Raw genomic sequence first — 26,362 nt, forward strand, 5'->3', positions numbered from 1 at the left:
AGGGCATCAGCCGGAGACGCTGGCGGTGGGCACGAAATCCGGTGAGTCGGTTGAGGTGTAGTTGAAGGTCACGTCCTTCCAGACGTCCAAGGCCTGGCGCAGGGGCGTGCAGTGGCGGCTGGCGGCGGCCAGGATGTCCGGCCCCTCGGCCAATATGTCGCGGCCCTCGTTGCGGGCCAGCACCATGGCCTCCAGCGCGACGCGGTTGGCGGTGGCGCCGGCCTGGATGCCCATGGGGTGGCCGATGGTGCCGCCGCCGAACTGCAGCACCACGTCGTCGCCGAACAAATCCAGCAACTGGTGCATCTGCCCGGCATGAATGCCGCCCGACGCCACCGGCATGGTCTTGCGCAGCGAGGCGAAGGACTGGTCGAAGAAGATGCCGTTCTCCAGCCGCTGGGGCAGGAAGTCCTCACGGCAGATGTCGTAATAGCCCTTGGTGGTGGCGGGGTCGCCCTCCAGCTTGCCCACCACGGTGCCGGCGTGGATGTGGTCCACGCCCGCCAGCCGCATCCATTTGGCGATGACGCGGAAGGACACGCCGTGGCTCTTTTGCCGGGTGTAGGTGGAATGGCCGGCGCGGTGCAGGTGCAGGATCATGTCGTTGCGCCGCGCCCATTTCGACATGGACTGGATGGCGGTGTAGCCGATGACCAGGTCGATCATGACGATGGTCGACCCGATGGACTTGGCGAACTCCGCCCGCTCGTACATGTCCTCCATGGTGGCGGCGGTCACGTTGAGATAGGTGCCCTTGATCTCGCCCGTCGCCGCCTGGGCGCGGTTCACCGCCTCCATGCAATAGAGGAAGCGGTCGCGCCAGTGCATGAAGGGTTGGGAATTGATGTTCTCGTCATCCTTGGTGAAGTCCAGGCCGCCCTTCAGCGCCTCATAGACCACGCGGCCGTAGTTGCGGCCCGACAGGCCCAGCTTGGGCTTCACCGTGGCGCCCAGCAGGGGGCGGCCGAACTTGTCCAACCGTTCCCGCTCCACAACGATGCCGGTGGGCGGGCCGTCGAAGGTCTTCACATAGGCCACCGGCAGGCGCATGTCCTCCAGCCGCAGGGCCTTCAGCGGCTTGAAGCCGAACACATTGCCGATGATGGACGCCGTCAGGTTGGCGATCGATCCGGGTTCGAAAAGATCGATGTCATAGGCGATGTAGGCGAACCAGCTGTCGGGCGATCCCGGCACGGGGTCCACCCGGTGGGCCTTGGCGCGGTACTTGTCACAGGCGGTCAGCCGGTCGGTCCACACCACCGTCCAGGTGGCGGTGGAGGATTCGCCCGCCACGGCGGCGGCGGCCTCGATGGGGTCCACCCCGTCCTGTGGCGTGATGCGGAACACGGCGATGACGTCGGTGTCCTTGGGCTCGTAATCCGGCTGCCAGTAGCCCATGTCCCGGTACTTCATGACGCCGGCGGCATAGCGGTCGCGGCGGTCCCTGTTGTCGATGGCGTTCATGGTGTCCTCCTCAAGCGCCGACGGGGCATCCGCCCCTTGGCTTTCCTCGATTTCCAGTCCGCTGACGCTCCCCGGAAATCTCCGGCGGCCCCTTTACGCAAACAGCGGTCGCGTCCTAGGGTTTAGGTGCGTGGCGGGATGGTGGCGGTTACTCAGCCGCTACCGGCGTCCGGCCCAACTGGGGGTCCAGGGCGCCGGTGGCGTAGCGCTTGGCCATGGTGGCCATGGGCAGGGGCGTGATGCGGCTGGCGTTGCCGGCGGCGCCGAACTGCTCGAACCGGTCGCGGCACAGCGCCCGCATGGCGTCCATGGCCGGCTTCAGGAACTTGCGCGGGTCGAACTCCGCCGGGTTCTGCGTCGCCGTTTTGCGGAACTGCACCGCCATGGCCAGGCGGCAGTCGGTGTCGATGTTGATCTTGCGCACGCCGAAGCGGATGCCGCGCACGATCTCCTCCACCGGCACGCCCCAGGTGCGGGGCATCTGGCCGCCATAGGCGTTGAACAGGTCCTGCAATTCCTGGGGCACGGATGAGCTGCCGTGCATCACCAGGTGGGTGTTGGGCAGCCGCGCATGGATGGCCTCCACCACGTCCATGGCCAGGATGTCGCCATCCGGCTGGCGCGAGAATTTGTAGGCGCCGTGCGAGGTGCCCATGGCGATGGCCAGCGCGTCCACGCGGGTGGCGGCGACGAAGTCCAGCGCCTGGTCGGGGTCGGTGCACAGCTGGTCCAGCGACAGCACGCCCTCGGCGCCGTGGCCGTCCTCCGCCTCGCCCTGGCCCGTCTCCAGGCTGCCCAGCACGCCCAGTTCCCCCTCCACCGAGGCGCCCACCCAGTGGGCCGCCTCCGCCACGCGGCGGGTGATGTCGACGTTGTACTCATAGGATGCCGGCGTCTTGGCGTCGGCCATCAACGACCCGTCCATCATGACGGAGGTGAAGCCGTGTTGCAGGGCGGTCAGGCAGGTGGCCTCGCTGTTGCCGTGGTCCTGGTGCAGGCACAGCGGGATGGTGGGGTAGAGGGCCTCCAGCGCGTCGATCATATGGGCCAGCATGAGGTCGCCGGCATAGGACCGGGCGCCCCGGCTGGCCTGCAGGATGACGGGCGCGTCCACCTGGGCGGCGGCCTCCATGACCGCCAGGCCCTGTTCCATGTTGTTGATGTTGAAAGCGGGAACGCCGTAGTCGCGCTCCGCCGCGTGATCCAGCAACTGACGCAAGGTGATGCGGGCCATTGTGGGGTGCTCCCTTTCGTGTTCCTCAAGCGCCGGCGGGGCATCGCCCCTTGGCTTGTCCTCGCTTTCCAGTTCGCTGACGTTCCCCGGAAATCTCAGGCGGTGGCGACGCGGGCGCGGACGGCGGCCATGATGGCGTCGACGGTGATGCCGAAATGGCGGTAGAGGTCTGGCGCGGGGGCGGAGGCGCCGAAGCCCTCCATCCCGATGAAGGCGCCCTGGTCGCCCAGCCAGCGGTCCCAACCGAAGCGCACCGCCGCCTCCACCCCGATGCGGGGCGCGCTGCCCAGCACCAGGGCGCGGTTGGCGGGCGGCTGCCGCTCGAACAGGTCCCAGCAGGGCATGGACACCACGGCGGTGGCGATGCCCTCCTTGGCCAGACGCTCGGCCGCCTCCACCGCCAGGGCCACCTCCGACCCGGTGGCCAGCAGGGTGGCGTCGCGCGGCCCCGGCGTCTCGCGCAGGATGTAGGCGCCGGTGGCGCTGCGGTTCCAGGTGGCGTCGCGGCGCAGGGTGGGCAGGTCCTGGCGCGACAGGCACAGGGCCGACGGCGTGCCGGGACTGGCCAGGGCCAATTCCCAGCACTCTGCCGTCTCTACCGCGTCGGCGGGGCGGAAGACGTGCAGGTTGGGTGTGGCGCGCAGCATGGCCAGGTGCTCCACCGGCTGGTGGGTGGGCCCGTCCTCCCCAGGCCGATGCTGTCATGGGTCAGCACATGGATGACGCGCACGCCCATCAGGGCGGACAGGCGGATGGCGCCTCGGGCATAGTCGGAGAACACCAGGAAGGTGCCGCCATAGGGGATGAGGCCACCATGCAGGGCCAGGCCGTTCATGACGGCGGCCATGGCATGCTCGCGGATGCCGTAGTGGATGTAGCGTCCGGCGTAGGCGTCCGCCGTCATCGCCTCCATCCCCTTGGTCTGCGTCAGGTTGGAATGCGTCAGGTCGGCGGAGCCGCCCACCGTCAGGTCGGTGGCGGCGTTCACCACCCCCAGGACCAGTTGCGAGGCCTTGCGCGTCGCCATCGTCGGCCGGCTCTGTGCCAACTCCTGCCGATAGGCGGCCAGGGCGTCGGCCAGCTCCGGCCCCGCGTCGGTCGCCATGACCCGTTGGAAATCCAGGCGGGATGGATGGGCGGCCAGCCGCCGCTCCCACGCCTCCCGCGCTTGGCCGCCCGCCTGGGCCACGGCGCGCCAGGCGGCCAGGATGTCGTCGGGCACGGTGAAGGGCGGGCTGTTCCAGCCCAGGGCCCGGGCCGCGCCCTGCGCCTCCTCCGCCCCCAGGGGGGCACCGTGCACGCCGCAGGTGCCCGCCTTGGTGGGCGCGCCATAGCCGATGACGCTGCGGCAGGCGATCAGGGTGGGGCGGTCGCTGGCCTGGGCCCGGACCAGGGCGGCCTCGATGGCCGCATGGTCGTAGGCGTCCACCCGGTCCACCGCCCAGCCGGAGGCGGTGAACCGGGCCAGCTGGTCGGTGCGGGTGGACAGGCGGGTGGTGCCGTCGATGGTGATGCCGTTGTCGTCCCACAGCACGATCAGGCGGGACAGCCGCAACTGGCCGGCCAGGTCGATGGCCTCCTGGCTGATGCCCTCCATCAGGCAGCCGTCACCGGCGATGACATAGGTGCGGTGGTCGACCAGGGCGTCGCCGAAGCGCGCGTTCAGGTGCCGCTCCGCCAGGGCCATGCCCACGGCGGTGGTGAGGCCCTGGCCCAGGGGGCCGGTGGTGGTCTCAATGCCCTGGGCATGGCCGTATTCCGGGTGCCCCGCCGCGCGGGAGCCCCACTGGCGGAAGCGTTTCAGCTCCTCCAGCCCCATGTCGGCGTAGCCCAGCAGGTGGTGCAGGGCGTATTGCAGCATGCTGCCGTGGCCGGCCGACAGCACGAAGCGGTCGCGGTCGGGCCAGTCGGGCCGCGCCGGGTCCAGGCGCAGGACCCGGGTGAACAGCACGGTGGCGACGTCGGCCATGCCCATGGGCATGCCGGGGTGGCCGGACTTCGCCGCCTCCACCCCCGCCACCGCCAGCATACGGACGGCGTTGGCCATGTCGGCCAGATCGGGGAGGGCCTCGGGCTCGGCGGTTTCAACTTGGCGCAGCGATAGGGTGGGCGTCATTTCCTGGCCTCCTCAACCGGCGCGGCGCTTGCGATCAACCAACTGCAGGATCAGCGGCGTCAGGATCAGCTGCATGGCGAGGTCGAGCTTGCCGCCCGGGATGACGATGGAATTGGCCCGCGACATGAAGCTGCCGGCGATCATGGACAGCAGGTAGGCGAAGTCGATGCCGCGCGGGTTGCGGAAGCGGATGACGACGATGGATTCGTCCGGGGTCGGTATCCACCGCGCGATGAAGGGGTTGGAGGTGTCGACCGTGGGCACCCGCTGGAAATTGATGTCCGTCTGGGTGAACTGCGGGCAGATGTAGCGGACATAGTCCGGCATGCGCCGCAGGATGGTGGTCATCACATCCTCGGTGCTGTAGCCGCGCAGGGTGCGGTCGCGGTGGATCTTCTGGATCCACTCCAGATTGATCACCGGCACCACGCCGATCTTCAGGTCCGCATGGCCGGCGATGTCATAGCCATCGGCCACCACCGCGCCGTGCAGGCCCTCGTAGAACAGCAGGTCGCTGGGGCCCGGCAGGTCCTCCCACGGGGTGAAGGTGCCCGGCGGGCAGCCGTAATGCTCGGCCTCCGCCGTGTCATGGACATAGTGGCGGGTGCGGCCGGTGCCGTCGTCGCCATAGCGGCGGAACAGCTCCTGCAACTCGCCCAGCAGGTTGGCCTGGGGGCCGAAGTGGCTGAAATGGTGGTCGCCGTCCTTGTCGGCCTGGGCGATGGCCTGTTTCATCTGCGCCCGGTCATAGCGGTGGTAGGCGTCACCGTCGACGCAGGCGGCGTTCACCCCCTCGCGGCGGAAGACCTGCTCGAATATCTGGCGGACGCTGGTGGTGCCGGCGCCCGATGACCCGGTGACGGAAATGATGGGGTGGCGGATGGACATGGCAGGGGACCTCCCGGTCTAGCGGCTCAAGGGGCAGGCCGGTCAGGCGCGCAGCAGGCCGCGTTGCCCGAACAGGGGCGCGCGGTCGGCCATGATGGCCGGGGCGGTATGGTGCTCGGCCACGCGCCGCACCTCCGTTTGCGACCCGAAGACCAGGGCCGTGCGCTCATGCAGGTGGCGGGGCGTCAGGTCCAGGATGCGGTTCTGCCCATCGGTGGCGGCCCCGCCCGCCTGCTCGATGACCAGGGCGATGGGGTTGGCCTCATAGACCAGGCGCAGGCGGCCGCTGCGATAGCCCGGACGCTCGTCGGTGGGGTAGAGGTAGACGCCGCCCCGGCGCAGGATGCGGAAGGCGTCGGCCACCAGAGAGGCGATCCACCGCATGTTGTAGTTCTTGGCCCGTGGCCCGTCCGACCCCGCCAGGCAGTCGTCGACATAGGTGCGGATGCTGGGCGCCCAATGCCGCTGGTTCGAGGCGTTGATGGCGAATTCCTTGGTTTCCGCCATCACCGTCACCGGGCTGGTCATGCGCACGAATTCCGCCTTGGGCGTGCGCGGCGCCGGGGACGCCCAGCCGGCGCCGCCATGGACCGCTGGCAGCGGCTCCACCGGCCGCTTGTCCAGGAAGAAGATCTCGGTGCCCTCGCCCACGGTCAGCACCAGGGCCGTCTGTGGCCCATAGACCAGGAAGCCGGCCGCCAGTTGCCGGTGCCCCGGCTGCAGCAGCGAGGCGGCCGGGTCCGTCGCGTCCTCCACCCCCAGGATGGAGAAGATGGTGCCGACCGACACGTTGGTCTCGATGTTGCTGGACCCGTCCAGGGGATCGATGGCCACCACCAGCGTGCCCGCCGGGTCCAGCAGGACCGGGGCGTCGCTTTCCTCCGACCCCACCACCGCCACCGGCGCGCCGGCCAGGCGGTCGACGACGATGTCATGGGCGCGCAGATCCAGTTCCTTCTGGGTGTCGCCGTTGCTTTCGCCGCGCACCGCGGCCATCTCCCCCGCCAAGGGGCCCATGGCCACCAGGTCGGCGATGGCCAGGCCGGCGTCGGCCAGGGCCAGGATGGTGCGCACGATATCCGCCCGCAGGCGGGTCCCACCGTTTTGGGCCTCACCGTTGTGGGTGGCCCCGCTCCAGGCAACCAGATGCCGCGCCAATGTCGTGGTGTTCGCCATGATGTCCTCCCGCTTATGGGCGGGGTTCCCGTCCCCGCGTCGTTCCCGGCCCGTCTTGTTGTTGGCCGGCGTCGTTCTTGAGAGGCAGTGTGCGGACGATTGCCTTGTAAGAAAATTCGAATAAACTTAGCTTTCTATTCAGAATTTCTGAAAGCGGGAGGCGGGCCCATGCGCAATGTGACGCTGAAACAGCTGCGCGCCCTGGCGGCGGTGGCGGAAACCGGGTCGGTGACGGCGGCGGCCAAGCGTCTGCACGTCACGCCGCCGGCCGTCACCATGCAGGTGCAGGCGCTGGAGGATCTGCTGGGCGTCCCCCTGTTGGACCGGCTGGGCGAGCGGTTCAAGCCCACCGACGCGGGGCGGGAGGTGATCGAGACGGTTATCCGTATCGAGGCGGAACTGAACAATTGCGCCGCCACCATGGAGGCGCTGCGCAACCTGTCCGGCGGCCGAGTGGCGGTGGGGGTGGTCAGCACCGCCAAGTATTTCGCGCCCTACGCCCTGGGCGCCTTCCACGGCGAATACCCGCAGATCGAATTGTCGCTCATGGTGGGCAACCGGGAGGAGATCATCGCGGCGCTGAAGGCGGACAGCATCGACATCGCCATCATGGGCCGCCCGCCCCGCGACCTCGCCGTCGACATGCACGCCCTCGGCGACCATCCCCACATCATGATCGCCCCGCCCCATCACCCGCTGGTGGGCCGCCGCCAACTGAGGCTGGAGGAGTTCGCGCACGAAACCTTCCTGGTGCGCGAGGTCGGGTCCGGCACCCGCATGCTGATGGAATGGTTCTTCGCCCAGGCCGACCTGCACCCGCCCATCAGCATGGAGGTGGGCAGCAATGAGACGGTGAAGCAGGCGGTGATGGCCGGCCTCGGCCTCTCCTTCATCTCCGCCCACACCATCGCCGCCGAACTGGAAAGCGGCCGCCTGGCGCCGCTGGACGTGGAGGGCCTGCCCATCGTGCGCCAGTGGTTCGTGGCCAAGCGGTCCGACAAGCGCCTGGCCCCGGCGGCGGCGGCGGTCAAGGCCTTCCTGGTGGACCGGGGACGGGAATTCCTGCCCAACGTGCGGCCCATCGCCTAGGAAATAACCATTCAGGGCAGTTGCGGCAGCAAAAGGCTGCTCCACTTCCCTGGGAAATGGAAACGTCGACTGAAACGAGGCGAACCATGCCCACGTCATCCGTCATATCGGTCTGTGAGCAAAATTGGGATAAATGGAAAAGTGATTGCAGCGGCTTTCTTAAAGCGGTGGCGGCCGATCTGGGTATTACCCTGTATGGGCAAGCGAACGACATCATCGACGCGATGGGGCGTGCGCCTTGGATTCAGTTGGGAAGCGACAGCGAGAAGGCCGTTACCTATGCCGGCCAGAGCTACCTAGTGGTCGCGGGCCTGAAGGCCCCGCACCATGGGCATGTGGTGGTGATCGTGCCGGGCGCAGCAAAACCTTACCCTTCAGGGTATTGGGGGCGCTTTGGCGGAACGGGACGCAAGAACACGTCCATCAGCTGGTCCTGGAAGCATTCTGAATTGCCGGAGGTCAGGTATTTCGCCATTCAGCTCAGCTCGGCCGCCCAGTCATGAAAGCACTCCCTATCCTGACCCTCGCCCTCGTCATCCCCACGGTGATGGCGACATCCACGGCGCTGGCCCAGGCCTGTGCTTATAAGACGCTTGAGCCCGGCGTGGCCAAAATCCCGGTGGGATCCGCCACCATGGATTTGGGGGAGGGGGATGACCCCATCAAACCACAAGCCTGGCAAGGGCCTATCGTATTCGCCCACGCTGATGGGACATCCTGCACGGCCGACCCCGACATCAGTTTGGTGGAGCGCCCCCTATTCAGTGATGGCCGGCGCGTCGTTGTCTCCACCTATTCGGGCAGCGAGCGGAAGGTTTACTTTTTGGACATCAACGATTGCCGGACACTATGGAAAAGCCCTCCATTCTCTGGGGAGGTTAGCCTGACGGCAAGGACCCTGCGCCTGGGCAAAAGAACGCATAAACTGGGGCCGCTGTGCGTCCCGCCGGATAGCGCTCCCTAAAAGAGTTACCACAACAGGAGGAGTGTTATCGCGCGGCGCGGAAAATGATCTTTACCGAGGACAGGCTCATCCAAGGATTGCTTCGCCCATGACGATCTTTTCCAAAGGCTTGGCCTTTGCCGGTGCCGCGGCGCTTCTACTGCCCGCCGTCACCCAGGCCGCCCCCCAGCGCCACCTGCCGGTCGTCTGCCCCTACCAGCCGGTGGAACCGGCGTCCGGCAAGGTCCGCGCCGATGTCCTGACCCTGGACCTGGGGCCCGCCGCCGATGGGGCGGGCACGTCCTGGAAAGGCCCCCTGACCATCACCGGGCAGGACGGCACCACCTGCACCGCTGACTCCGCCGTGGCACCCATCGAGGGCACGCTGTACAGCGACGGCCAGCATCTGCTGGTCACCACCTCCGCCGGCGGCGCCCGCAAGTTGTTCATCCTCAGCACCACCAGCTGCCAGCCCCTGTGGAAAAGCGGCAGCTTCACCGGCGCCGTCTCGTTCAAGGGCGGTCAGCTTTACACCGGCAAGACGGCCAACAAGCTGAACCCGGATTGCCTGCCCCTGCCCTGAGGGCGGGCGGCAGGAGGGGGCGGCCCCGAAATGGCGCTGGCGGCGCGGGCTTTCTTCGGGCGATGATCCAGAATGCTTTTGGGGAGCCCGTACCGCCGATGATCGACCAGAATGGCCAACCCGTCCGCAAGGCGGCGCTTAAGACCCACCTCGACACCTATAACGCCGGCGTGCGCGGCTCCAAGGAGTTCGGCGCCCTGCCGCGCGCCCTGGTGATCATCTGCGACGGCCTGACGCCGGGCAAGACGACCTACGTGAAATGCGTGGACGGCCAGGTGCAGCTATCCCGCCGCAAGGACGGCTCGGTGGTGGGCGGCGGGTTGTGAATAAAATCATAGGTTTGCATTTAGGCTTGTCTGCATATGAATGACCTATCTAAACATTTCCCTTTGTTGGATTTGGGGGATGGGGATTTAGCCGTGCCAGGTCATTTGTTTTGTCATGTTTCTATTTTTGACCATTGGCTAGATGAGCAGGAGGCGGATCATCCGCTGATGTGTTACTCGACAGCGCTGGCTGCTGGAGCACTTGACGAGTATATGCTAGGGGAACAGAAATTCCTGAAATTCTATTCATTGCTATCCAAGGGCGGTGTGATCTGTAATCGTCCCGGTCCGCTACGCATATTTGAGGCGATGACCCCAGAACTTGAGCATATCTTTGTTGATAGCTTGAGGGAAAAGCGATTCATGGACGTGTACTTTAAAGGAACTGGGGTGCGGGTCATCGGTCGATATGATCGAACCGACCTGGTGATCGCTGATTCCCAAGAAGAATTGAGGTCGTTTCAGCTTAAAAGCCACGATTTCGGGCTTTTTGAATTGAATTAGAGCGAGATGCGATCATGTCTGATCGCATCTCGCTCTTAACCTGTTCATGATAGAGCGGATTTACACGATCAGGTGACTACACCTGATCGCGTTCCGCTCTAATCAGTCACGGTCTGTTGCCACGATGATGGGGCCTCTTTGCATACTTTGGGCACATCCCCAAGGTGGCGTGGCCCCGTTTACGTGAGGTTGTGAGAAAACAACAGAACGTTAAAATTCAAACAAATAAGCCCGCCGCAAATCTTCATGCGGCGGGCTTCGTTATATTTAAGTCAAGATAGGCAATGTTTCGCAGAAAATCTCAATAGAAACCCCTCAGCTGCACCCCGTCGTGCTGCCGCAGGTGTCGCACTTCAGGCACGTACCGTTCCTGACCAGGGTCATGTTCTGGCACTCGGGGCAGGGGTCGCCTTCGTAGCCTTTGGCGCGGGCTTCCTTGACCTTTTCCCAGCGGGCGTCGCTGCCGCCGGAGACGGCGCCGCCGTAGCTGGTGCTGGTCACCACCTTTTCCGCGCGGGTCATGGTGGAGTAGGCCTGGGGGGCGCCGTGGGTGCCGGTGGCGACGTGGGTTTCCACGCTGGCGGTCGCGGTGGCCGTCTGGAAGGCGGCGACGGCGCGGCCGGCCTGGCCGCCGGGCAGGACCCGCAGGTTGGGCAGGTTGTTGCGGACATAGCCGGTGGAGGTGATGCGCGCCACAGCGTTCAGCGTCTCCTCCGCCACTTCGGCTGCGTGCGGCGGCAGGTCACTCTGCTTCACGCCGCCGCCCATGGTGTCGGGCAGGATGTCCTCCGGCGTGGCGTGGGCCAGGTCGGTGCGCGACAGATAGCTGATGGCCAGTTCCCGGAACACATAGTCCAGGATGGACGTCGCCATCTTGATGGCGTCGTTGCCCTGCACCATGCCGGCGGGCTCGAAGCGGGTGAAGGTGAAGGCCTCCACATACTCCTCCAGCGGCACGCCGTACTGCAGGCCCAGGCTGATGGCGATGGCGAAGTTGTTCATCAGCGAGCGGAAGGCGGCGCCCTCCTTGTGCATGTCGATGAAGATTTCGCCCAGCTTGCCGTCTTCATATTCGCCGGTGCGCAGATAGACCTTGTGGCCGCCCACCATGGCCTTCTGGGTGTAGCCCTTACGGCGGTGGGGCAGGCGCTCGCGCTGGGCGCGCACCACCTTCTCCACCACCTTTTCCACGATGCGCTCGGTCACCACCTCGACGCGGGTGGCGGCCGGGGCCTCCAGCACGCGCTCCAGCGTGGTTTCCGCGACGTCTTCCTCCTCATCCTCCTCCAGCACCTGGGCGTTCAGCGGCTGGGACAGCTTGCTGCCGTCGCGGTAGAGCGCATTGGCCTTCAGGCCCAGGCTCCACGACAGCATGTAGGCGTCCTTGCACGCCTCCACCGTGGCATGGTTGGGCATGTTGATGGTCTTGGAGATGGCGCCGGAGATGAAGGGCTGCGAGGCCGCCATCATGCGGATGTGGCTCTCCGCCGACAGGTAGCGCGTGCCGATCTTGCCGCAGGGGCTGGCGCAGTCGAACACCGGCAGATGCTCGGCCTTCAGGCCCGGCGCGCCCTCCAGGGTCATGGCGCCACAGCAGTAGACGTTGGCCGCCTCGATCTCCGCCTTGGCAAAGCCCAGGTGGGCCAGCAGGTCGAAGCCGAACTCCTCCAGCTTGTGCGCCGGCACGCCCAAGGCCCCGGTCAGGAAGTCGGCGCCCAGCGTCCACTTGTTGAAGGCGAACTTGATGTCGAAGGCGTTGGCCAGGCCGGATTCCAGCTTCTCAAGCTGCTCGGGCCCGAAGCCCTTGGCCGCCAGCGTCTCATGGTTCACGCCCGGCGCGCCCTTCAGCGTGCCGTGGCCCACGGCGTAACGCTCGATGCGGGCCACGTCCGTGGCGGAATAGCCCAGGCGCGACAGCGCCTCGGGCACCACGCGGTTGATGATCTTGAAATAGCCGCCGCCGGCCAGCTTCTTGAACTTCACCAGGGCGAAGTCCGGCTCGATGCCGGTGGTGTCGCAGTCCATGACCAGGCCGATGGTGCCGGTGGGGGCGACCACGGTGGCTTGGGCGTTGCGGTAGCCGTGCTTCTGGCCCAGCTCCAGCGCCTCATCCCAGGCGCGGCGGGCGGCCACGATCAGCCGCTGGTCGGGGCAATCCTCGGCATCCAGCGGCACCGGGGTGACCGACAGGCCCTCATAGCCCTCGCCAGCGCCATAGGCGGCGCGGCGGTGGTTGCGGATGACGCGCAGCATGGCCGTGGCGTTGGGGGCGTAGCCGGGGAAGGGCCCCAGCTCGCCCGCCATCTCGGCGGAGGTGGCGTAGGCGACGCCGGTCATGGTGGCGCTGATGGCGCCGCAGATGGCCCGGCCCTCGGCGCTGTCATAGGGGATGCCCGCCGCCATCAGCAGGCCGCCGAGGTTGGCGAAGCCCAGGCCCAGGGTGCGGTACTCGTACGACAGGCGCGCGATCTCCTTGGAGGGGAACTGCGCCATGAGCACGGAAATTTCCAGCGCCACCGTCCACAGCCGGCAGGCATGGCTGAAGGCGTCGGTGTCGAACGAGCCGTCGGCGCGGCGGAACTCCATGAGGTTCAGGGACGCCAGGTTGCAGGCCGTGTCGTCCAGGAACATGTATTCCGAGCAGGGGTTGGACGCGTTGATGCGGCCGGACTCGGGGCAGGTGTGCCAGTCGTTGATGGTGGTGTCGTACTGCACGCCGGGGTCGGCCGACTGCCAGGCGGCGTGGGCGATCTTGTCCCACAGGTCGCGGGCCTTCAGCGTCTTGGCCACCTTGCCGTCGGTGCGGCGGATCAGGTTCCAGTCGCCGTCGTCCTGCACCGCGCGGATGAAGGCGTCGGGCACGCGGACGGAGTTGTTGGAGTTCTGGCCGGAGACGGTCAGGTAGGCGCTGGAATCCCAGTCCGTGTCATAGGTCTGGAACTCCATCTCCGTATAGCCCTGGCCGGCGAACTGGATGACCCGCTGGATGTAGTTTTCCGGGATCATGGACTTGCGGGCCTCGATGATGGCCCGCTTCAGCGCCTTGTTCTTCGTGGGGTCCAGGCGCTCGGCATCCGGGCCCATGCCCTCCGTCGCCGCCGCCATGATGGCGTTCAGGTGCTTGTTGGCCAGCTTGGACCCGGCGACCAGGGCGCAGACCTTCTGCTCCTCCACCACCTTCCAGTCGATGTAGGCCTCGATGTCCGGGTGGTCCAGGTCCACCGTCACCATCTTGGCGGCGCGGCGGGTGGTGCCGCCGGACTTGATGGCGCCGGCGGCGCGGTCGCCGATCTTCAGGAAGCTCATAAGGCCGGAGGACTTGCCGCCGCCGGCTAGCCGCTCGCCATCGCCGCGCAGGCGGGAGAAGTTGGAACCGGTGCCGGAGCCGTACTTGAACAGGCGGGCCTCGCGCACCCACAGGTCCATGATGCCGCCCTCGTTCACCAGATCGTCGGCGACGGACTGGATGAAGCAGGCGTGGGGCTGCGGATGCTCGTAGGCCGACTTGCTGGCCACCAGTTCCCCGGTCTTGAAGTCGACGTAGTGGTGGCCCTGGGCGGGGCCGTCGATGCCATAGGCCCAGTGCAGGCCGGTGTTGAACCACTGCGGGCTGTTGGGCGCCGCCATCTGGCGGGCCAGCATGTGGCGCATCTCATCGAAATAGGCGCTGGCGTCGGATTCGCTGTCGAAATAGCCACCCTTCCAGCCCCAATAGGCCCAGGTGCCGGCCAAGCGGTCGAACACCTGGCGGGCGGAGGTCTCGCCGCCCACCCGTTCCTTTTCCGGCAGGGCGGCCAGCGCGTCCTGGTCGGCCACGTGGCGCCACAGGAAGGACGGGACGTCGTTCTCCTCCACCGTCTTCAGGCGGGCGGGCACACCGGCGCGGCGGAAATACTTCTGGGCCAGGATGTCACAGGCCACCTGGCTCCAGTCCGCCGGCACCTGGATGTCCTTGGCCTGGAAAACCACCGAGCCGTCGGGGTTGCGGATCTCGCTGGTCGCCGTGCGGAAGGCGATCCCCTCGTAAGCGTTCCGACCGTCGACCGTGAACCGTCTTTCGATGCGCATGGTGCCCCGACCCCTGAATGAAATGGTGCGATGACGGGGTGGGTGTCGCGGGGGCGCCGATTCCGGAGATCGTTGTCCGGACCTGGGGTCCTGGAAACAGGCAAAACCACCCCAAAACCTGGGCTGGTCCCCGGTGCTCTACGCCGCGACAGCACCCCTAGATGCTGTATGTCGGGGAAGCGTATGCCACCATGTTTCGACCATCAACGACATTTTGTGGTGCCAAATGGGCAGGTGCATACGGGTTGTGGTTGACTCTTCGGGTAGGGGGCGATTCTCCAGCGAACCCGCGCCTCTCACCGTTCCGGCGGGTCCCTTTTCATCGGCTGAAAAATGCGGTTGGGCGACCACCGGGCTGGGGCTGGGCGAGGGAGCGGCGCCCTGGCCGGAAGCGCCTGGCCCTTCCTGCGCTTTTGGGTTTCCAACCCGGGAGGAAGATGGCAGGGTGCCCCCTCGCCCGCGCCGGGGTATTCCGGCGTCCCTATTCTTCAGGCCCGAGAATCCCCGTCCCGAATGTCCCCTGAGCGCAGCCCAGACCAGCGCCCCAATCGCCCGTCCTATCATCATCCGGTGGTCATCGACCCGGCGGCGCGCGCGCCGGTGGGTGGAACGGGGGCGGACGGCAGGGGCGGCGGTGAGAGGGGAGGCGGCGACAGGGGTGGGGGCGACACGGGGCCCAGCGGAAAGGCGGGGGACGCGGCGGCGGGCGGTGGCCAACCCGCGACACCCCGGACCAACTGGGTCAAGCGCCTGACCACCCTGGTCACCGCGCTGGTGCTGCTGGGCTTGGTCGTGCTGGCCGTGCGCCATGTGGCGCGGGACTTCCGCCCGGCGGAGGTCTGGGCCTATGTCCAGCTTCTGCCCTGGGCGCGGGTGGCGCAGGCGGCGGGCCTGGTGGCCGGCGCCTACATGGTGATGACGCTCTATGACGTCTCCGCCCTGAAATACCTGGGCATCAAGCTGCCCTACCGCACCGTGGGCCTGGGCAGCTTCGCGGGCTACGCCATTTCCAACAATGTGGGCTTCGCCGTCATCAGCGGCGGGTCGGTGCGCTATCGCGTCTATTCGGTGGCGGGCCTGTCGGCGGCGGACATCGCCAAGATCGTCGTGTTCTCCACCACCACCTTCACGCTGGGCATCACCTTCACCGGCGCGCTGGGCGTTGCCATCGGGCCGGAGGTGGGGGCCGGCCTGTTGAACGTGCCCGCCTGGCTGTTGCAGGGGGTGGCCGGCCTGGTGCTGGCGGGCCTGGGCGCCATGACGGTGGCGGCGGCCGTGACGCACAAGCCCATGCGGCTGTGGCGGTGGTCCGTCGCCCTGCCGTCCTCCGGGGTGATGCTCTCGCAGATCGTCATCGCGTCGCTGGAGATCCTGCTGTCGGCGGCGGCGCTGTGGACCTTGCTGCCGGCGGAGTCCGGCGTGGGCTTCATGGAGTTCACCGCCCTGTTCTGCGCCGGCCTGGCCATCGCCATCGTCAGCCATGTGCCGGGCGGCCTGGGCGTGTTCGAGACCATCCTGCTGCTGGGCCTGCGCGACCACGGCCCCGCGGGCGGCGCCATCGGCGCCCTGCTGGCCTACCGCTTCCTGTATTACGTGCTGCCGCTGGTCCTGGCCGGCCTGCTGCTGCTGGTCTGGGAAATCCGCGCCGACCATGGCCCGGTGGCCGCCTGGCGCCGCTGGCGGGCGCGGCGCGGGCGGTAGCGCCCCAGCCGCTTGCCCGGTCAGGCCGACCGGCCCCGCAAGCTCGCCTCGAACGACGACACCGGAATGGGGCGGCCGAACAGGTAGCCCTGGTAGAAGCGGCAGCCGTTGGCTTGCAGGAAAGCGTGCTGCCCCACGGTCTCCACCCCTTCGGCGATCACCGACAGGCCCAGATTGTGGGCCAGCGACAGGATGATGCGGGCGATGTTGGCGTCGTTGGGGTTGGACAGCACGTCGCGGACGAACATGCGGTCGATCTTCAGCTCGTTCAGCGGCAGGCGTTGCAGATACCCCAGCGACGAATAGCCGGTGCCGAAATCGTCCAGGGACAGCCTGACGCCCCGTTCCTTCAGGCGGGCCATCTTGGCGATGATGTCCCCGATGTCATGGGCCAGCAGGCTTTCCGTCAACTCCAGCTTCAGCCGGCAGGGGTTGGCGCCGGTGGCGGCCAGGATCTCCAGGACCTGGCTGTCGAAGTCCGACTCGTGGAACTGGCGGGCGCTGACATTGACCGACAGGGACAGCCGCGACAGGACCGGGTCGTCGGCCCAGCGGCGCAAGGTGGCGCACGCCTCCCTCAACACCCATTTGCCCAGCGGCAGGATCAGGCCCGTGGACTCGGCCAGGGGGATGAAGTCCGCCGGGGAGACCAGCCCGCGCTCCGGATGCTCCCAGCGCAGCAGCACCTCCGCGCCCACGACCGTGCCGGCCTGGTCCACCTGGGCCTGAAGGCGGATGGCCATCTGCCCGCGCTCCAGCCCCTCGCGCAGGTCCTTCTCCAGGGCCAGGCGGCCGTCCACGGCCAGTTGCATGCCGGCATCGAAAAAGCGCAGGGCGTTGCCGCCGCCGGCCTTGGCCGCACCCATGGCCAGGTCCGCCTGCTTGATCACGCAGTCCGCGCTCTTGGTTTCGGCGCCGAACAGGGCCACACCCACGCTGGCGGTGGCCCGGTGGCTGTCCGCGCCCAGCGCGAAGGGGGTATCGAAGGCGGCCAGGATTTTGCCACCCACCGCCTTGGCCGCCAGGGCGGCGTCATCGGCCGTGCGGCCCAACCCTTCCAGCATCACGACGAACTCATCCCCGCCCAGGCGCGCCACCATGTCGGTGTCCCGCACGCAGGCGCGCAGCCGGGCGGCCACCTGGCGCAGCAGCTCGTCGCCCTGGTCGTGGCCCAGGGCGTCGTTCACCACCTTGAAATGGTCCAGGTCGATGAACAGCAACGCGCCCTGGCATGCCCGGCGCCTTCCCGACAGCAGGGAGCGGCGGAGGTGTTCCAGCAGCAGGCTGCGGTTGGGCACCTCGGTCAGGGAATCATAATAGGCCAGGTGGTGGATGCGCTGCTCCGCCTGCCGGCGCTCCGTCAGGTTGGTGTTGGTGCCGGAGACGCGCACGGCCTGGCCGTCGGCATCGCGCAGGATGAAGCCGCGCGACAGCACGGGGACGTAGTGTCCGTCCTTGTGGCGCAGGCGGAATTCCATCTCATAGCTTTCCTGCCCGCTTTTCAGCGCGGCGTGGAAAATCGCCCGGGCGGGTTCCCAATCATCGGGGTGGGTCAGGTCCTTCCACGGGCTGGTGTCGCGGCAAAACTCGCCCACCTCATAGCCGATCATCTCCCACCAGCGGGGGGAGTAATACAGCAGGTTGCTGGTCAGGTCCCAGTCCCAGGGCGCGTCCTGCGACCCCCTCAACACCAGGCGCAACCGTTCCTCCGACTTTTCCAGCGACTGCTGCACCTTCTTCAGGTCGGTCACGTCGGTGAAGCTGATGACCGCTTCTACCGGCTGGCCGTTGTCGTCCAGCACGGGGTAGGCGTTGCACATCAGCCAGGTGGTGGTGGAATCGCCGCGCCGCTTCAGGCCCAGCAGCATGTTGTCGGCATCCATGCGGCCGCGCAGGGCCAGGCTGCCCGGCAATTCGTCGGCGGGCACCGGGCTGCCATCCTCGCGCACGAAGCTCCAGCGCGGGTCGGGCTCATAGCTGCCCAGGATGGCATCCTCACTCAGGCCCAGCATACGGCAGGCGGCGGCGTTGGCGTAGCACAGCCGCGTGTCGGCGGCGCGGACCATGACGCCGGCCAGCACATGGTCCAGCAGGAAGCGGTATCGCTGGGCGGTTTCGCGCTGGGCGGCTTCCGCCGAGGGGGGCTGCGGCATCGCCGGTGGTCGCGAAAGCGACGGCGCCGCCGTCCCCACCGCATGCCGTGCGGTTATGCCAAGCCTTTCCACCACGTCCATACCTTTTTCACGTCGTCCGATCACATCGCCATGGGGCCCGTTGGGGCCTCTGGCTGCCATCAAGACGGTCAAGTCTTTCGAAAGGGTTACCGCCCCGGGCGGCTATCCTTCCGCATAGATGGTCCGCCCGGACGCGTTCGGAGGCAGCCATGCCGCGTCCGGCGTTGGCGGCCCCCCTCTGCGTATGGACGCGGGGGGCTGAAACTGCCATAGTCCGGCCGGTTCGTTTCGGGGGCCCGCTGCCAGGCGCTTGGCCCCCATCCATACCCTCCCTGGCACACATTCCTGGTTTCGGCTCATGACCCAACGCATCTCCATCCTGACCTGGCTGTCCCAACTGTCGATCCGCCTGCTGATTTCGCGGCGGGGGGAACTGGTGGGCACCGATCGGTTCGGCAACCGTTATTTCCGGGAAAAGAAGGCGCGGCCGGGCATGAAGGTGCGCCGCTGGGTGCTGTTCGCGGGTGAGCCCGAGGCGTCGGCCGTGCCGCCGGAATGGCATGGCTGGCTGCACTACTCCATGGAACAGCCGCTGCCGGAAAACAGCGCCTACCACAAGCCGTGGGTGAAGGCGCATGAGCCGAACGCCACCGGCACCACCACCGCCTATCGCCCGCCGGGGCACACCTTCGAAGGCGGCCGCCGCGCCGCCGCCACCGGCGACTACGAGCCCTGGACCCCCGCGTAAGGGCTCTCCAACCGGGGTGCCTGGCCCGTGGCCGGTTGCCGTTGCCACGTCAGGGCGACGGTATGGCCGCGCGGCCCGCGTGACAGGCTGAACGACAGGGCTGGGTCGGGGCGGCATCGTCCCCCATGGCCGGTTCGTCGTTGCCGTTGACCGGCGCCGTCGAATTGACGCGGGGGCCTTGCGCCAAGCCGGGCTTGTTCTATTTCTAGGGTTTTCCAGAGGAAGCGAATGCGCAGCAATGTGATCGAGACCGTGCTGGGGGCCGTCGTCCTGGTGGTGGCGGCGTTCTTCCTCTATTTCGCCTACACCACGGCCAATGTGCGTGCCGTTTCCGGTTATGCGCTGCAGGCCCGGTTCGCCAGCACCGGCGGCCTCAACGCCGGCAGCGACGTGCGCATCAGCGGCGTGAAGGTCGGGTCGGTCACCAAGGCCTATCTGGATCCCAAGACCTACCAGGCCGTCATCGAGATGCAGATCGACAGCCAGGTGAAGCTGCCCGAAGACACCAGCGCCGGCATCGCCTCCGAAAGCCTGCTGGGCGGCAAGTTCCTGAACCTGCAGCCGGGTGGCGAGGAAGAGATGCTGAAGCCCGGCGGCCGCATCCAGTACACCCAGTCCGCCGTGAACCTGGAAGATCTCCTTGGCCGCTTCATCTTCAGCGCCGGCGGCAGCAATGCCAACAAGGGCGGCGACGCCAGCCAGGGCCAGCCCGCGGCCCCTGCTCCCGCCCAGCAGCCCCCTGCCCAGCAACCGAAGGCCGACCCGTCCAAGGGTCTGCTGAACGGCGGCGGCAAATGAGCCTGCGGCGTCTGCTGCTGGCGGCTTCTTGCCTGGCGGTGGCCGCCACCGCCGGCGCCTGGGCGCAGAACGCCCCGACCATCCCCGCCGCGGCACCGCCGGTGCCGCCAACCGCGTCGCCCGCCGGTGCCGCGCCCGAGGAGCAGCCGCCCACCAGCCAGCCGGTGAGCGGCCCCAACGCGGCCGGACAGCCACAGGAACAGCCGCCGGCGGAGGGCGCACCGGGTGCCGCCGCCAGCGGGGGTGCCGAAGGGGCCTCGCCCGTCACGCCCCTCCCTCCGCTGCCGCCGCAGCCGGCCGCGCCGCGCACGTTCGAGGATATGAAGGTCGCCGTCCTGGGGGGCCTGGACAAGGTCACTGGCCGGGTCTCCACCGTCGAGATTCCGGTGGGGCAGACCGGCCGCTTCGGCCAGTTGACGGTGGCGGCCCGCGCCTGCCGCAAGACCACCCCCATCGAGGAACCGGAATCGGCCGCCTTCCTGGATATCGTGGAGGCCAAGCCCGACGATCCGGCGGCCAAGGTCTTCACCGGCTGGATGTTCGCGTCCAGCCCCGCCCTGTCGGCGATGGAGGACCCGGTCTACGACGTCTGGGTGGTGGATTGCAGGAACCCGGCGACCAAGGCGCCGTCGTCCAAGCTGCCCTCCGGCAATTGACAGTGGAACCGGCCCGGCTGGGATAAGGCCCCGGCCAGCAGCGCCCGATAGCGGGCGCGGGGTATCTCCACCGCGCCGAATTGGGCCAGGTGGGTGGTGACGAACTGGGTGTCCAGCAGGCGATAGCCGCCGGCGCGCAGGCGGGCCACCAAATGGACCAGCGCCACCTTGCTGGCATCCGTCTCGCGCGAGAACATGCTTTCGCCGAAGAACGCGCCGCCGATGGAAACACCATACAGGCCGCCCACCAGCCGGCCCTCGCGCCGGCATTCCACGGAATGGGCGTGGCCTTGGCGGTGCAGCGCGACATAGGCCTCCAGGATCTGGGCGTTGATCCAGGTGTCCGGCCGGTCGGTGGTGGATTCGCCGCAGGCGCGCATCACCCCGGCGAAATCGGTATCGACGGTGACCTGGAAACGCCCCTGGCGCACGGTGCGCATCAGGCGGCGCGGGGCATGGAACCCGTCCAGCGGCAGGATTCCCCGCTCCGGCGGGTCGAACCAGAAGATCTCGTCGTCATCCGCCGATTCCGCCATGGGGAAGACCCCCATGGTATAGGCGCGAATCAGCAGGTCCGGTGTCAGGCGCATCAGGCCGTCCCCTCGGGCGGGCGGGCGGTCGTGAACACCACCCGCTGATAGACGTAGCCGATGCCCATGAGGCACAGGCCCAGGCCCAGGAAGGACAGGATGCGCAGCAGGCCGGTCAGGTCCGCCATGTCGGACAGGAAGACCTTCAACACCGTCACCAGCAGCACCGCCAGCGAGGCGTAGCGCACATCCGCCCGGCGGGTTTTCACCCCTGCCGCCAGCAAGGCCAGCGCGAAGCCCAGCCAGGCGGCGGAATAGCTGTACCACTCGGCATCCGACCATCCGCCGCCGTGGGCCCACAGGGTCAACAGGCTGCCATGGAAGGCCTGGCGCACCTCCAGCGAAAGGCAGGTGAAGGCCAGGACCAGCACCAGGATCACCAGGACGCGCCGGCCCGGCCCGGTCTTCCGGCCCCAGGCCGCCAGGCCGAACAGCAGGGCCGGCAGGGCATAGATCAGCAGCAACAGGTTGACCACGGGCCAGGACCCCACCGGTTCCTCCGCCCACAGCGGGTTCAGGATGCCCAACTGCACCACCACCACCTGGGCCGCCGCCAGCCGCACCAGGACACGGGCGCCCCACCGCGCCACGGGATGGGCGGGATCGGGACTCCCGGGACGGCCCGCCAGCACCAGGGCCGTCACCAGGAACAGCGCCGTGCGCAGGCTGGTCGGCAGCAAGGCGAAGGGGTCGCTGTCCAGGCGGCCGCCCTGCATCACCTGGATTTCCAGGCAGGCGAACAGCAGCCCCAGGACCAGGGTGGCGATGGCCAGGCCGCGCGCCGGACGGTCGTCGCGGCGCCGGCGCAGCAGCCAGGCGCCACCCGCGCACGCCAGGGCCGGGACGCCGCAGCCCCACACCAGCCAGTTGAGGGGGGAGGTGCCGTTCAGCGGATAGTCCAGCACCCAGGGATTCAGCATCAAGCGGGCGGCGACCACGAGGGCCAGCAGAGCCGCCGCCTGACGCAGCGCGGTGGCCAGGGGGGCCACCACGGTGCGGCTCTCGATCAGCGCCACCGCCGGGATCAGCAGCGACAGCGCCGCCGTCAGCCAGGAGGTGCGCAGCAGGGCGGCCAGCGCCAGGCTGACCAACGCCAGGGCGGCGATGACGAAGGCTTGCGGCGCGCCCTCGGTTCGCGCCGTCCAGCGCCCGGCCCAGGCCGCGCCGGCCGCCAGCACGGCGCCGGCCAATGCCCAGGCGATGCCGGGCAGCGTGGTCGACAGGTCGAAGGCCCAGCCGGCCCAGGCCAGGACCGTCACCGGCAGGGCCGCGCTCCAGGCCCAGGCCCGCGCCAGCGGGCTGGTGAAGGAGGGCATGGCCAGCGCGCGCAGGCCGGCCGCCGCCAGCGCCAGGCCAAAGCCCAGGGCCATGGCCAACTCCGCCCCATAGGGCAGGCCGGCCGCGCGCACGGTGAAGCCCTGCGACAGGGCCAGGGTGGCGATGGCGGCGGCGATGGGCGCCAGCGCCACCATCACGCGGGGGTGTGGGGAGGGCGACCGCGCGGCCGTCACCGCCAGCAGGGTCAGGACGGCCAGTGCCGCCACGCCGGCGGCGGCATAGTCGCTGCCCACCAGCAACAGCCAATCCAACAGCAAGGGAAAGCCGCCCAGGGCTATGGCGATCCAGGCGTCGGTGACCTCCGACCGGCGGTGGCGCAGGCCCGTCAAGGCGAAACCCAACCCCGCGCCCGACAGGACCACCAGGAACAGGGCGATGGGGAGGGCGTCCGATCCATGGGCCGTGGCCGTCACCACCCACAGGGCGGCCCCCGCCAGCACTGGCAACCCCAGCCAGGGGGCTGGCAGTCGCCATCCCACCGCCAGGGTGGCGGTGTTCAGCAGCGCCAGATAGCCGAACAGGAGCCAGGCCGAGGGGTGGTCGCTGGGAACCAGGGCCGGCACGGCCAGGCCTCCGCCCAGGCCCAACAGGGCGATGAACGCGCCAGCGGACAGGCCCTCGCCGCCCCCGTGGCGGAGGGCGAGCAGGAACGCCGCCCCGCTCAGAACGGCCAGGCCGGCGAAGGTGGCGCCAGGCCCGGTCAGGCCATGCAGGGCGTGGGCGGCATAGACGCAGGCGAAGGCGGTGGCCAAGCCGGCCGCCGTCAAGGCGGCGGGAATGGAGGCGGCGTGGAACGGCGGCGCCCCCCCTTCCGCCCGTGTCGTGGGCGCCGGTGGCGCGGCGGCGCAGGATGTCGCCCGCCACCACCAGTCCACCACCGAACAGGCCGCCCAGGCTCAGGCGCACGGCGGGCCCCAACAGGCCCAGGTCCACGGCGTACTTGGCCAGGAACACGCCCGCCAGGGCCACGGCAACGGCGCCCAGCCAGACCAGCCAGCGCGTGCCCAGCGCCTGCTCCAGGGACGGCGACGGGAGGGAGGGCGATGTGAGGGAGGGCGGCGGGGTGCGGACGGGTTTGGGGATGGGGCGGGGGGCGGGGGTCTCCGCCACGGGCGGGGGCGGACGCACCGGCGCCGGCGGGGGGGCTTCGAGGCTCGTCGGCGGGGCCGCCGCCGGGGTGTCGCCGCCCTTGGGGGCCTCGCCTTGCAGGTCTGCCAACCGCCGGGTCAACACGTCCAGCCGGGCGTTCAGGGCCGACACCCGGCGGTTCGCTTTGTCGGCATGGATCAGGGCCCACAGGGCCACCATCAGGGCGATGAAGACAAGTAAGGCCATGCCGGTCCCAGGATCACGCGGAGCGACAGGAAAGGTAGTGCATTTCCCGCGGTCGTGCAGTGGCTATCGCTCCCGCCCGGTGAGGAGCCCAAAAACGACAGGCCCGGGGGCGACCATCAGTCGATCCCGGGCCTGGGTGACGCGTACCTGGATCAGGAAGGATCAGCCGGCGGGCTGGTTCTTCATCCATTCCTCCAGCCAGCGGATGTCATAGTCGCCGTTGATGAAGTCCGGCTGGGCGATGATGCGCTGGTGCAGGGGCAGGGTGGTGTCGATGCCACCGATGACGAATTCCTCGATGGCGCGGCGCAGGCGCATCAGGCACTCGTTGCGGCTGTTCCCGTGGACGATCAGCTTGGCGATCATGCTGTCGTAGTGGGGCGGCACGCGATAGCCGTCGTACAGCGCGCTGTCCACACGGACGCCCAAGCCGCCCGGGGCGTGGTAGCCGTCGATCTTGCCGGGGCTGGGGGTGAAGGTCACCGGATTCTCGGCGTTCACGCGGCATTCGATGGAATGGCCGTTGAACTTGATGTCGTTCTGGCCATAGCCCAGCGGCGCGCCGGTGGCGACGCGGATCTGCTCGCGCACCAGGTCGATGCCCGTGACCATCTCGGTGATGGTGTGCTCGATCTGCAGGCGGGTGTTCATCTCGATGAAGTAGAACTGCCCGTTCTCGTACAGGAACTCCATCGTGCCGACGCCGCGGTAGCCGAAGGCCGCCGCCGTCTTGGCCGCCAGGCTGCCGATGAAGGCCCGCTCCTCGGCGTTCAGCGCCGGCGACGGCGCCTCTTCCACCACCTTCTGGTGGCGGCGCTGGATGGAGCAGTCGCGCTCGCCGAAATGCACCACGGTGCCGTGGTGGTCGCCCAGCAACTGGATCTCGATGTGGCGCGGCTTGGCCAGGTACTTTTCCATGTAGACCTGGTCGTTGCCGAAGGCGGCGCGCGCCTCGCCCCGGGCCAGCTGGTACGCCTCGGCCAGCTCACCCTCGCTCCAGGCCACCTTCATGCCCTTGCCGCCACCGCCGGCGGCGGCCTTGATCAGCACGGGGTAGCCGATGCGGGCGGCGTTGACCAGGGCGGCCTCGACCGTTTCCACCGGGCCGTCCGACCCGGGAACGACCGGCAGGCCCAGGTCCATCACGGTGCGCTTTGCCGTGACCTTGTCGCCCATGATCCGGATGTGTTCCGGCGACGGGCCGATCCAGGCGAAGCCGTGTTCCTCCACCATCTGGGCGAACTGGGCGTTTTCCGCCATGAAGCCGATGCCGGGGTGGATGGCGTCCGCCCCGGTGATCGCCGCCGCCGACAGGATGGCCGGGATGTTCAGATAGCTTTCCTTGGCCGAGGGCGGGCCGATGCACACGCTCTCATCCGCCAGGCGGACATGCATGGCGTCGGCGTCGGCGGTGGAATGCACCGCCACGGTGTGGATGCCCATCTCGCGACAGGCGCGGTGGATGCGAAGCGCGATCTCGCCGCGATTGGCGATCAGGACCTTCTCGAATAGGCCGCCCATGGTCAAATCCTCACTCGATGATCAGCAGGACTTCGCCGTATTCGACGGGTTGGGCGTCGCCGACCTGAATCTGGGTCACGGTGCCGGCCTTGGTCGCCTTGATGGGGTTCATGACCTTCATGGCCTCGATGATCAGCAGGGTCTGGCCCACCTTCACCGCGTCGCCCACCTTCACGAAGGTGCCGGCACCCGGCTCCGGCGCCAGATAGGCGGTGCCGACCATGGGGGACTTCACCGCGCCCGGATGCTGCGCCGGGGGCACGGCGGCCACTGGGGCGGCGACGGGGGCGGCGGCCACCGGGGCGGCGGCCACGGCGACCGGGGCCACGGCGGCGGCCGGGGCGGCGCGGGACAGGCGGATGCGCTTTTCGCCCTCCGCGTACTCGATCTCGGTGAGACCGGTTTCGCCGAGAAGCTCGGCCAACTTGCGCACGAATTCGTTGTCGAGTTCGAAGGTCGCCATTGTCATGATCCTGGGTACTGGGCTGCGGTTAGGCCGCCGATGGTTTGGGTAGGCCGGTTGCCTGTGGTGGGGTGCCGGTGCCGGCGTTACGGTTTCTCGTTTACGCGGGTGAGGGGCTGTCGATCAGGCGGGCTGCCGCCTGTAGCGCCAGCAGATAACCCTGCGAGCCGAAGCCGCAGATGACGCCGCGTGCCACCGGCGACACGTAGGAGTGATGCCGGAACGGCTCGCGCCGGAAGATGTTGCTCAAGTGCACCTCGACCACCGGCAGGCCCACGGCGCTGAGCGCGTCGTGGATGGCGATGGATGTATGTGTGTACGCACCGGCGTTCAGGATGATGGCGTCATGTTCGCCACGCGCGTCCTGTATCCAGGTGACCAGTTCGCCCTCATGGTTGGACTGGCGGAAATCGATCTCCAGGCCCAGGCGCGCGGCCGTTTCCTGGCAGGCGTTCTCGATATCCTCCAGCGTCTCCGCGCCATAGATGTGCGGCTCGCGAATCCCCAGCATGTTGAGGTTCGGACCATTCAAAACCAGGACGGAGGGCGCGATGGCCAAGGGTGTGTCGCCTTTGCGTACGTACGTCTCGGAACCCGGACGCCCCGGGGGTATGTGTCCCCGATCCGCGTCCGTCGAAGGGCGCTTT

General features: G+C 68.2%; 21 protein-coding genes and 2 pseudogenes. 9 read left to right on the forward strand and 14 right to left on the reverse strand.

The features are described from left to right. Nucleotides 1-6: 6 nt before the first annotated feature. From ULB03_RS19505 to ULB03_RS19525, 6 genes and pseudogenes are all read right to left on the reverse strand, one after another. Nucleotides 7-1,464, reverse strand: a complete 1,458-nt coding sequence (locus ULB03_RS19505) for a form I ribulose bisphosphate carboxylase large subunit (protein ID WP_322484760.1) — start codon at nucleotides 1,462-1,464, stop codon at nucleotides 7-9. A gap of 148 nt (nucleotides 1,465-1,612) precedes the next feature. Continuing rightward, nucleotides 1,613-2,698: a class II fructose-bisphosphate aldolase gene (gene fba, locus ULB03_RS19510; RefSeq protein ID WP_322484761.1), complete on the reverse strand. Its 1,086-nt coding sequence runs from the start codon at nucleotides 2,696-2,698 to the stop codon at nucleotides 1,613-1,615. A 95-nt stretch (nucleotides 2,699-2,793) separates the two neighbouring features. Continuing rightward, nucleotides 2,794-3,273, reverse strand: a complete 480-nt coding sequence (locus tag ULB03_RS27500) for a transketolase-like TK C-terminal-containing protein (protein WP_416211173.1) — start codon at nucleotides 3,271-3,273, stop codon at nucleotides 2,794-2,796. Continuing rightward, nucleotides 3,274-4,814: pseudogene (locus ULB03_RS19515) on the reverse strand (transketolase family protein); the annotation flags it as partial. 12 nt (nucleotides 4,815-4,826) lie between these two features. Then, nucleotides 4,827-5,702, reverse strand: coding sequence for a phosphoribulokinase (locus ULB03_RS19520; protein WP_322484762.1), 876 nt, complete (start codon nucleotides 5,700-5,702; stop codon nucleotides 4,827-4,829). Between the two features lie 42 nt (nucleotides 5,703-5,744). Continuing rightward, nucleotides 5,745-6,878 (reverse strand): class 1 fructose-bisphosphatase, encoded by a 1,134-nt coding sequence (locus tag ULB03_RS19525; RefSeq protein ID WP_322484763.1) that lies wholly within the window; start codon nucleotides 6,876-6,878, stop codon nucleotides 5,745-5,747. 168 nt (nucleotides 6,879-7,046) lie between these two features. Between ULB03_RS19525 and ULB03_RS19530 the strand changes: the two genes are divergently transcribed. From ULB03_RS19530 to ULB03_RS19550, 5 genes are all read left to right on the forward strand, one after another. Beyond that, on the forward strand, nucleotides 7,047-7,967 hold the full coding sequence (locus ULB03_RS19530) for a LysR family transcriptional regulator (RefSeq protein ID WP_322484764.1): 921 nt from the start codon (nucleotides 7,047-7,049) through the stop codon (nucleotides 7,965-7,967). Nucleotides 7,968-8,053: 86 nt separating this feature from the next. Then, complete coding sequence (locus ULB03_RS19535; protein ID WP_322484765.1) at nucleotides 8,054-8,470, forward strand: hypothetical protein; 417 nt, start codon at nucleotides 8,054-8,056, stop codon at nucleotides 8,468-8,470. A gap of 549 nt (nucleotides 8,471-9,019) precedes the next feature. Then, nucleotides 9,020-9,493 carry a hypothetical protein gene (locus ULB03_RS19540; protein ID WP_322484766.1) on the forward strand — a complete coding sequence of 158 codons (474 nt, stop codon included), beginning with the start codon at nucleotides 9,020-9,022 and terminating at the stop codon, nucleotides 9,491-9,493. A 98-nt stretch (nucleotides 9,494-9,591) separates the two neighbouring features. Beyond that, nucleotides 9,592-9,819 carry a hypothetical protein gene (locus ULB03_RS19545; protein ID WP_322484767.1) on the forward strand — a complete coding sequence of 76 codons (228 nt, stop codon included), beginning with the start codon at nucleotides 9,592-9,594 and terminating at the stop codon, nucleotides 9,817-9,819. Nucleotides 9,820-9,855: 36 nt separating this feature from the next. After that, nucleotides 9,856-10,323 carry a hypothetical protein gene (locus ULB03_RS19550; RefSeq protein ID WP_322484768.1) on the forward strand — a complete coding sequence of 156 codons (468 nt, stop codon included), beginning with the start codon at nucleotides 9,856-9,858 and terminating at the stop codon, nucleotides 10,321-10,323. 315 nt (nucleotides 10,324-10,638) lie between these two features. Here ULB03_RS19550 and ULB03_RS19555 read toward each other — a convergent pair whose 3' ends face one another. Beyond that, on the reverse strand, nucleotides 10,639-14,391 hold the full coding sequence (locus ULB03_RS19555) for a vitamin B12-dependent ribonucleotide reductase (RefSeq protein WP_322484769.1): 3,753 nt from the start codon (nucleotides 14,389-14,391) through the stop codon (nucleotides 10,639-10,641). A gap of 513 nt (nucleotides 14,392-14,904) precedes the next feature. Here ULB03_RS19555 and ULB03_RS19560 point away from each other — a divergent pair. Next, nucleotides 14,905-16,092, forward strand: a complete 1,188-nt coding sequence (locus tag ULB03_RS19560) for a lysylphosphatidylglycerol synthase domain-containing protein (protein WP_322484770.1) — start codon at nucleotides 14,905-14,907, stop codon at nucleotides 16,090-16,092. Nucleotides 16,093-16,112: 20 nt separating this feature from the next. On the opposite strand, the gene ULB03_RS19565 is transcribed toward ULB03_RS19560, so the two are convergent. Next, nucleotides 16,113-18,245, reverse strand: a complete 2,133-nt coding sequence (locus tag ULB03_RS19565) for a putative bifunctional diguanylate cyclase/phosphodiesterase (RefSeq protein WP_322484771.1) — start codon at nucleotides 18,243-18,245, stop codon at nucleotides 16,113-16,115. Between the two features lie 379 nt (nucleotides 18,246-18,624). On the opposite strand from ULB03_RS19565, the gene ULB03_RS19570 reads away from it, so the two are divergent. From ULB03_RS19570 to ULB03_RS19580, 3 genes are all read left to right on the forward strand, one after another. Beyond that, nucleotides 18,625-19,014: an NADH:ubiquinone oxidoreductase subunit NDUFA12 gene (locus tag ULB03_RS19570; RefSeq protein WP_322484772.1), complete on the forward strand. Its 390-nt coding sequence runs from the start codon at nucleotides 18,625-18,627 to the stop codon at nucleotides 19,012-19,014. Between the two features lie 228 nt (nucleotides 19,015-19,242). After that, on the forward strand, nucleotides 19,243-19,812 hold the full coding sequence (gene mlaD, locus ULB03_RS19575; RefSeq protein ID WP_322484773.1) for an outer membrane lipid asymmetry maintenance protein MlaD: 570 nt from the start codon (nucleotides 19,243-19,245) through the stop codon (nucleotides 19,810-19,812). Further along, nucleotides 19,809-20,468: a DUF2155 domain-containing protein gene (locus ULB03_RS19580; protein WP_322484774.1), complete on the forward strand. Its 660-nt coding sequence runs from the start codon at nucleotides 19,809-19,811 to the stop codon at nucleotides 20,466-20,468. Before mlaD ends, ULB03_RS19580 begins: the two co-directional genes overlap by 4 nt. Here ULB03_RS19580 and aat read toward each other — a convergent pair. The 6 genes and pseudogenes from aat to aroQ form a co-directional block, all read right to left on the reverse strand. Beyond that, on the reverse strand, nucleotides 20,393-21,058 hold the full coding sequence (aat, locus tag ULB03_RS19585; RefSeq protein WP_322484775.1) for a leucyl/phenylalanyl-tRNA--protein transferase: 666 nt from the start codon (nucleotides 21,056-21,058) through the stop codon (nucleotides 20,393-20,395). The two genes, ULB03_RS19580 and aat, sit on opposite strands and share 76 nt — an antisense overlap. Further along, nucleotides 21,058-22,530, reverse strand: a complete 1,473-nt coding sequence (locus ULB03_RS19590; RefSeq protein ID WP_416211174.1) for a DUF2339 domain-containing protein — start codon at nucleotides 22,528-22,530, stop codon at nucleotides 21,058-21,060. Before ULB03_RS19590 ends, aat begins: the two co-directional genes overlap by 1 nt. After that, a pseudogene (locus ULB03_RS27505) lies at nucleotides 22,504-23,731 on the reverse strand (DUF2339 domain-containing protein); the annotation flags it as partial. The pseudogene ULB03_RS27505 and the gene ULB03_RS19590, both read right to left, overlap by 27 nt. A gap of 162 nt (nucleotides 23,732-23,893) precedes the next feature. After that, nucleotides 23,894-25,252 (reverse strand): acetyl-CoA carboxylase biotin carboxylase subunit, encoded by a 1,359-nt coding sequence (gene accC, locus ULB03_RS19595; protein ID WP_322484777.1) that lies wholly within the window; start codon nucleotides 25,250-25,252, stop codon nucleotides 23,894-23,896. A 10-nt stretch (nucleotides 25,253-25,262) separates the two neighbouring features. After that, nucleotides 25,263-25,715 (reverse strand): acetyl-CoA carboxylase biotin carboxyl carrier protein, encoded by a 453-nt coding sequence (gene accB / locus ULB03_RS19600; protein ID WP_322484778.1) that lies wholly within the window; start codon nucleotides 25,713-25,715, stop codon nucleotides 25,263-25,265. A 100-nt stretch (nucleotides 25,716-25,815) separates the two neighbouring features. Continuing rightward, nucleotides 25,816-26,274, reverse strand: coding sequence for a type II 3-dehydroquinate dehydratase (gene aroQ, locus ULB03_RS19605; protein WP_322484779.1), 459 nt, complete (start codon nucleotides 26,272-26,274; stop codon nucleotides 25,816-25,818). Nucleotides 26,275-26,362 lie beyond the last annotated feature (88 nt).

The sequence above is a fragment of the Nitrospirillum goiasense genome, assembly GCF_034427435.1.
In the GTDB taxonomy this organism is placed as follows: domain Bacteria; phylum Pseudomonadota; class Alphaproteobacteria; order Azospirillales; family Azospirillaceae; genus Nitrospirillum.